Genomic DNA, 7,419 nt, shown 5'->3' on the forward strand with positions numbered 1-7,419 from the left:
CGCCGCGGCGGCCGGTCGCGGGCTGGCGGGCGCGGTGGCGACGGGCGGCGCGTCGCCGGCGGCACCGAGCGCCGGCGCGGCGCGCTGCGCGATCCAGGCGGTGCCCGAGCCGATCCACTTGGCGCGCGGGTAGGGCAGGCCGTCGATCCAGGCATAGCTGCCGCGTGCCAGCCAGTGCGCGTCCTCCAGGTTCTCGTGCGGCTTGCGCAACGGCGCCCACATCAGGCCGTGCGCCTGCGCCTCCTGCCAGGGCAGGTCGCGGTAGCGGAAGCTGCGCACGAAGCGCTGCACCACCTCGAACACGTGCGCCTTGTGCTCGTCGAAGGCGGTGGCGCCGGGCACGTCGCGCACCTTCGGGTCGCGCCGCGCGTCCGGGCCCTGCAGGTCGCAGGCCATGTGCCAGGAGGAGAGGAACTCCACCACCTTCTTCTCGTCGGCGGCGGTCACCATCCAGCCCAGGTTCCAGCGGCCGTCCTTGGTCTGGGCCAGCGGCGTGACGGGGTTGAGCACCTCGGCCGAGTGGCGGCAGGTCTGGCGGTGCTGGTGCACCGCGCGCATCACCCACGACATCAGGTCCATCTCGGTCGAGACGGCCACCGCCGTGTGGATGGCGCAGGCCACGTCCTGGCCCTCGCCGGTGCGCTCGCGGTGCAGCAGTGCGCCGAGGATGCCGATCAGCGCCTGCTCGCAGGCGATGTGGCCGGCGTGGAAGGCCTGCGGCGCGATCGGCGGCGTGTCGTAGCGCCCGCGCGGGTCGGGGTCGTAGCCGGTGTTCATCATCACGCCGCCCAGCGCCAGGTGCACCAGGTCGCAGGCACGCAGGTCCTTCCACGGGCCGTCGTCGCCGAAGGGCGTGATGCGCGCCGTCACCAGCGTGGGGCAGCGCGCCGCCAGGTCCGCCAGCGCGAGGCCGGTGGCGCGCTCCAGCGCCTCGAGCGAGCCGGCGAGCAGCACGTCGGCCGCCTCCAGCAGCGCCAGCAGCCGCGCGCGCGCCTCGGGCCGGTCGAGGTCGAGTACCAGCGAGTCCTTGTCGCGGTTGTAGGCGCGGAAGAACAGCGAATCGGCGCCGCCCTCGTCGGCGAAGGGCGGCATGCGGCGCGAGGCCGCGCCGCCCGGCGGCTCCACCTTGGTCACCCGGGCGCCGAGCCCGGCCAGCAGCAGGCCGCAGTACTCCGCCTCAGGCTCGCACAGCTCGATCACGTGCAGGCCGTGGAGGAGGCCATTTCCAGAATGATTGAATGGTTGGACCATTCTAGTTATTATAGGGACACATCGCCCAGCCATCCAGGAGACAAAGCCATGCCACTGACCCGCCTGCTCGCCGCGGCCGCCCTCTGCGGGGCGGCCGCCTTCGCCTCCGCCCAGGAGCCCGCCGCCGCCTACCCGAGCCGCGCGGTGACCATCGTCGTGCCCTTCTCGCCCGGCGGCGCGACCGACCTGTCGGCACGCCAGATCGCCGCGCTGATGTCGCGCGACCTGGGCCAGCCCGTCGTGGTGGAGAACCGCGCCGGCGCCGGCGGCATGATCGGCATGGCCGCGGTGGCGCGCGCCGCGCCCGACGGCTACACGCTCGGCTGGGGCGGCAACAGCCCGATGAGCGTGACGCCGCACGTCACCAAGAGTCCGCCCTACGACCCGCGCAAGGCCTTCACGCCGATCAGCCTGGCGGCGATCTCGTCGTGGACGCTGGCCTCGCCGCCCAAGCTGGCGGCGGCCGACTTCGCCGGCCTGGTGAAGCTGGCCAAGGCGCAGCCCGGCAAGGTCAGCATCGCCTCTTCCGGCAACGGCAGCGCGCCGCACCTGCTGGCCGAGATGCTCAAGCAGAGCGCCGGCATCGACCTGCTGCACGTGCCCTTCAAGGGCGAGATCGACGGCGTGAACGCGATGCTCGGCGGGCAGGTGGACCTGATGTTCACCTCCACCCCCGCCGCCACGCCGCTGATCCAGGCCGGCCGCCTCAAGGGCTTCGCCGTCACCACGCCCCGGCGCGACCCGGCGCTGCCGGAGATCCCGACGGTGGCCGAGGTGGGCCAGCCCGACCTCAGCTTCGAGATCTTCTTCGGCCTGGTCGGCCCGGCCGGCCTGCCGCCGGCGGTGGTCGACAAGCTCGCCGCCGCGATGAAGAAGGCCGTGGCCGACCCGGGCTACCGCGACTCGATGAAGAAGGCCGGCGTGGTCGCCACCAGCAGCACGCCGCAGGAGTTCCAGGCGCTGCTCGCCCGCCACAACGAGCGCTGGCTCGACGTCATCCAACGCAACCGCATCACGCCCGAATGAAGAACCCCGACACGCGGCTGCACGCCGTCACCGCCGGCACCTACCCGGTGCGCGAGCTGACCTTTCCCCACGTCCTGTCGAAGTTCGCGCGCAGCACGCCCGACAAGGTCTTCCTCCGCGAGTTCGCCGGCGGGCGCAGCGTCACCTATGCCGGCATGGAAGCCTGGACGCACCGCATCGCCCACGCGCTGCAAGGCCAGGGCATCGGGCGCGGCGCGCACGTCGGCGTGTTCATGGGCAACTCGGCCGAGCACCTGGCGCTGTTCCTCGCCGTCGCCCGGATGGGCGCGGTGTCGGTGCCGGTCAACACCGCGGCGCGCGGCGAGCTGCTGCGCTACTACCTGGCCCAGTCGGACTGCGAGACCGTGGTGGTCGAGTCCTCGCTGGCCGCCCGGCTGGCCGAGGTGCTGCACGAGCTGCCGCTGGTGCGCCGCGTGATCGTCGTGCGCGACGCCGAGGGCGACGAGGGCGCCGCGCTGGCGGGCGCCGCCGGCGTCGCGGTGGCCGACTTCGGGCGGATCGTCGAGGCCGCGCCGGACGCCCCCTTCGTGCCGGCCGAGCCGGTGCGCAGCAGCGAGCTGGTGCTGATCGCCTACACCTCGGGCACCACCGGGCCCTCCAAGGGCAGCATGCTCTCGCACGCGGCGGCGCTCACCTACGGCACCAGCGCGGCCGAGGCGCAGGGCTACCGCGCCTCGGACATCTTCTACGTGTGCCTGCCGCTGTTCCACAACAACGCGCTGCTGGCCGCCAGCGGCGCGGCGCTGGTGTGCGGCGCCTCAGTGGCGCTGTCGCGCCGCTTCTCGGTCTCGCGCTTCTGGCAGGAGATCCGCGACTCGAAGGCCACCATCACCAACTTCCTGGGGGCGATGTCCAGCTTCCTGTGGAGCCAGCCGCCCTCGGCGGGCGACACAGACCACTGCCTGCGGCTGGTGAGCATGGCGCCCACGCCCAAGTACGCGGCCGAGTTCGAGCGCCGCTTCGGGCTGCGCGCGATGAACAACTACGGCCTGTCGGACTACGGCATGGTCACCTCCTTCACCGAGTGGGACCCGCGCGACAAGCTCGGCTCCATCGGCCGGCCGCGCCGCGGCGTGCAGATCCGCATCGTCGACGACGAGGACTACGAGCTGCCGCCCGGCGAGGTCGGCGAGATCGTGCTGCGCTTCGAGGAGCCCTGGCGCGGCACCCTGGGCTACTACAGGATGCCGGAGGCGACGCTGGCCTCGCGCCGCAACCTGTGGTTCCACACCGGCGACCGCGGCGTGTGCGACGCCGACGGCTACCTGTGGTTCGTCGACCGCAAGAAGGACTGCATCCGCCGCCGGGGCGAGAACATCTCCGCCTTCGAGGTCGAGCAGATCATCGCCACCCACCCCGACGTGGCGGCGGCCGCCGTCTTCCCGGTGGCGACGGCCACCAACGACGAAGAGGTGGCGGCCGTGGTGGTGCCGCGACCCGGCGTGCAGCTCGACCCGGCGGCGCTGATCGAGCACTGCGCGCGCAACATGGCCTACTTCATGGTGCCGCGCTACGTGCAGTTCGCGGACAGCCTGCCCACCACGATGAGCCAGAAGGTGGAGAAGTTCAGGCTGCGCCAGGCGCTGGAGGCCGACCTGTCGATCGCCTGGGACCGCGAGGCGGCCGGGGTGGTGCTGCAGCGCTAGCGCGAGGTCGCTTCGCGGCCGGCGCGGCGGGCGCTGCCTTCACCATGTAGCCGCGGTGCAGCTTCTCCAGCGCGGAACTCATCTCGGCCACCGCCTTCTCGGTGTCGCGCGCCCGCAGGTGCTTGAGCAGCCGCTTGCGCGAGGGATGCGTGTAGTTCTGCTCGTCGGTCGGCCCGATGGCCCGAACGAACTGGCGCGTGATCTCCATGATGCCCTCGGTGGTGGCGATCAGGATCGGGTTGTGCGTGCAGCGCGCCAGCAGCACGTGGAAGGCCTGGTGGTGGCGCGTGCGCTCCTGGAAGTCGCCCGCCCGGCGCGCGCGCTCGGCCGCCGCGACGTTGCGCTCCAGCTCGTCGATCTCCTCGTCCGTGATGCGCTCGCAGGCCATGCGGATCACCGCGGCGCTGATCGAGATGCGCGCCGCCGTCAGGTGCTCGGGCGTGATCGCACCCACCAGGTACAGGTCGCGCATGCCGGCCACCACCGCGTTGGAGCTGCCCGGCAGCACGAAGGCCCCGCCGGTGGCGCCGAGCTTCAGCTCGATCAGGCCGCCCAGCTCCAGCGCGCGCAGCGCCTCGCGCATGGTGTTGCGGCTGACGCCGAAGCCCTTGGCCATCTCGCGCTCGGGCGGCAGCTTGTCGCCGGGGCGCAGCTTGCCCTCGGAGATCAGCCGGCGCAGTTGCGCGGCCACCTCCTGGAAGATGCGCTGCGGATTGATCGGCGCGACGTCCAGGGACTTGGGTTCGGCGTGAACGGGGCGGGGCATGTCCTGCATCGTAGCGTCTGCCTCAGGGTTGGGTTCTATTGACCAATGGTCGTACCAATCATATATTGGTCCGATGTTGGATGCGATCGTCTCACAGGGCGTCAACGGGCTGGTGCTCGGGTTCCTGTTCGTGCTGGTGTCGATCGGGCTGTCGCTGGTGTTCGGCCTGCTGGGCATCGTGAACGTGGCGCACGGCGCCTTCTTCGCGCTCGGCGCGTATTTCGCGCTGACGCTGCAGCGCCGCTTCGGCTGGCCGGCGGTGGTGCTGGCGCCGATCGGCGTGGGCCTGGTGGGGGTCGTGGTCGAGCGGGTGCTGGTGCGCCGGCTGTACGGCCGCGACCCGCTCATGACGCTGGTGCTGACCTTCGCGCTGTCGCTGTTCATCGAGTCGGTGATCCGCGCCGTCTGGGGCTCCAGCGCGCAGCCGGTGACGCCGCCGCCGGTGCTGGCGGGCTTCATCGAGTACGGGCCGGTGCTCACCACCACCTACCGGCTGGCCGTCCTGGCGGCCACGCTCGCATTGCTGGGCGGGCTGTGGGCCTTCCTGGCGCTCACGCCCTATGGCCGCATCCTGCGCGCCGGCAGCCGCGACCCGCAGATGGTGGGCATGCTGGGCATCAACCTGCCGCGCGTGCTGACGGCGGCCTTCGGCATCGGCTGCGCGCTGGCCGGCGCGGCCGGCGTGCTGGCCGCGCCGCTGTGGTCGGTGACGCCCGGCATGGCGGCGCAGGCCATCATGCCGGCCTTCGTGATCGTGACCATCGGCGGCCTGGGCTCCTACGGCGGCGCCGTCATCGCCGGCCTGCTGGTCGGCCTGGTCACGTCGATGACCACGCAGTTCTGGCCCGACGCGGCCGGCGTGGCGATGTACCTGCTGATGGCCGCCATCCTGCTGGTGCGCCCGCGCGGGCTGTTCGGCGAACACTGGGAACATTTCGGATGAAGCGGCTGCTCTCGCATCCGGCCGTGCAGTTCGCGGCCGTGCTGGCGGTGCTCAGCGCGCTCACGCTGGTCACTTCGCTGCCGATCGGGCGCGTCACTCAGGTGGCGATCTATGCGCTGTACGCGGTGGGCATCGGGCTGCTGGTCGGCTACCTCGGGCTGGTGCCCTTCGGCGGCTCGGTCTTCTTCGGCCTGGCCGGCTACGCGGCGGCGATCTCGATGCTGCGCTGGTTCGGCGGCGCCAGCGAGTTCGCGGGCATCGCCTTCGCGGTGCTGTTCGCCGCGCTGGTGGCGCTGCCGGTCGGCGCGCTGATCCTGCGGCGGCGCGGGCTGTACTTCTCGCTGCTCACGCTGGCCTGCGCGCAGATCTGCTACGAGATCGCCTACAAGTGGACCGACGTCACCGGCGGCGAGAACGGGCTGCAGCGCGTGCCGCGCCCGGTGCTCGACGCGGCGCCGGCCTTCCACGCCTTCGTGCTGGGCACCGTGGTGCTGGTGCTGGTGCTGGTGTGGCACCTGGCGCACTCGCCGCTCGGCCGGTTGTTCCAGGCGGTGCGCGACAACGAGCAGCGCGCCGCCAGCCTGGGCTACGCCACCTACCCGGTGAAGTTGGCGGCCTTCGTGATCTCGGCCGCCATCACCGGGCTGGCCGGGGCGCTGCTGACCTTCTTCATGCGCGGCGTGTACGCCAACCCGCTGAGCTGGGAGCACGCGGCCGATGCGGTGCTGATGGCGGTGCTGGGCGGCATCCACCACCTGGCCGGCGCGCTGTGGGGCGCGGTGCTGTTCATCGTGCTGGAGGACCAGCTCGGCGCGCTGCTCGACCACTGGTGGCTGGTGTTCGCGCCGATCCTGATCGTGGTGGTGCTGGCCGCACCTGAGGGTCTGCACGGGCTGCTGCGGCGCCTGTTCGGTGCGCAGGGCTGGACGCTGGTGCGCCCCGGCATCCCGCCGCGGCCGGCGGCGGTGGAGCCGTTCCGCCCTTCGCGCCCCGCGGCGGGCGCCGGCGGCGCGCCGCTGCTGGCGGTGCGCGGGCTGACCAAGCGCTTCGGCCCGCTGCTGATCGCCGCCGGCTACGACTTCGACGTGCAGGCCGGCACGCTGCACAGCTTCATCGGGCCCAACGGCGCGGGCAAGACGACCTTCTTCAACATGCTCACCGGCCTGGTGGCGCCCGACGGCGGCAGCGTGCGCTTCATGGGGCGCGACATCACACGGCTGCCGATGCACCGGCGCGTGCGGCTGGGGCTGGCGCGCTCGTTCCAGATCGTCAGCGTGTTCATGCACCTGAGCGCCTTCGAGAACGTGCGCCTGGCGGTGCAGGCGCAGCGCCCGCGCGCCTACCGGCCCTGGGGCGACGCGCACGCCGACGCGGCGGCCAACATGCGGGTGTGGTCGATCCTGGAGGCGGTGGGCCTGTCGGCGCAGGCGGGGCAGGCGTGCACGGATCTGTCGCACGGGGAGCGCCGCCTGCTGGAGATCGGCATCACGCTCGCCACGGACGCCCAACTGCTGCTGCTGGACGAACCGCTGGCCGGCCTCGGCGAGGCCGACCGGGTGCGCGTGTCGGCGCTCATCCGCGCGCTCGCCACCTCGCACGCGGTGGTGCTGATCGAGCACGACATCGACCGCGTGCTGGCGCTGTCCGACCGCATCACGGTGCTGCACCAGGGGCGCCTGATCGCCGACGGCAAGCCGGCCGACGTGGCGGCCGACCCCGAGGTGGTGCGCGCCTACCTGGGCACGCCGCCCGCGGCGCAGGCGCAG

Annotated in this window: 6 protein-coding genes; 4 read left to right on the plus strand and 2 right to left on the minus strand. The window is 72.4% G+C overall.

The genetic code is table 11. The annotated features are described in order from the left end of the window. Positions 1–1,251 (minus strand): CoA transferase (locus tag ACIY1X_RS22765; RefSeq protein ID WP_399685017.1); only part of this gene is annotated, 1,251 nt, incomplete at its 3' end. Positions 1,252–1,299: 48 nt separating this feature from the next. Between ACIY1X_RS22765 and ACIY1X_RS22770 the strand changes: the two genes are divergently transcribed. Continuing rightward, positions 1,300–2,277: a Bug family tripartite tricarboxylate transporter substrate binding protein gene (locus tag ACIY1X_RS22770; protein ID WP_399685019.1), complete on the plus strand. Its 978-nt coding sequence runs from the start codon at positions 1,300–1,302 to the stop codon at positions 2,275–2,277. Further along, positions 2,274–3,944 (plus strand): AMP-binding protein, encoded by a 1,671-nt coding sequence (locus tag ACIY1X_RS22775; protein ID WP_399685021.1) that lies wholly within the window; start codon positions 2,274–2,276, stop codon positions 3,942–3,944. The genes ACIY1X_RS22770 and ACIY1X_RS22775 overlap by 4 nt, the downstream gene beginning before the upstream one ends. Here ACIY1X_RS22775 and ACIY1X_RS22780 read toward each other — a convergent pair. Then, a complete protein-coding gene (locus ACIY1X_RS22780; protein WP_399685023.1) occupies positions 3,865–4,710 on the minus strand; it encodes a FadR/GntR family transcriptional regulator in 846 nt (281 codons plus the stop codon). The two genes, ACIY1X_RS22775 and ACIY1X_RS22780, sit on opposite strands and share 80 nt — an antisense overlap. A gap of 73 nt (positions 4,711–4,783) precedes the next feature. Here ACIY1X_RS22780 and ACIY1X_RS22785 point away from each other — a divergent pair, with 73 nt between their 5' ends. Then, complete coding sequence (locus ACIY1X_RS22785; RefSeq protein ID WP_399685026.1) at positions 4,784–5,653, plus strand: branched-chain amino acid ABC transporter permease; 870 nt, start codon at positions 4,784–4,786, stop codon at positions 5,651–5,653. Next, positions 5,650–7,419, plus strand: a 1,770-nt coding sequence (locus tag ACIY1X_RS22790) for an ATP-binding cassette domain-containing protein (RefSeq protein WP_399685028.1), incomplete at its 3' end; no start/stop codon positions are given. The genes ACIY1X_RS22785 and ACIY1X_RS22790, both read left to right, overlap by 4 nt.

This window comes from Xenophilus sp. (assembly GCF_044462705.1).
GTDB lineage: Bacteria > Pseudomonadota > Gammaproteobacteria > Burkholderiales > Burkholderiaceae_C > Xenophilus > Xenophilus azovorans.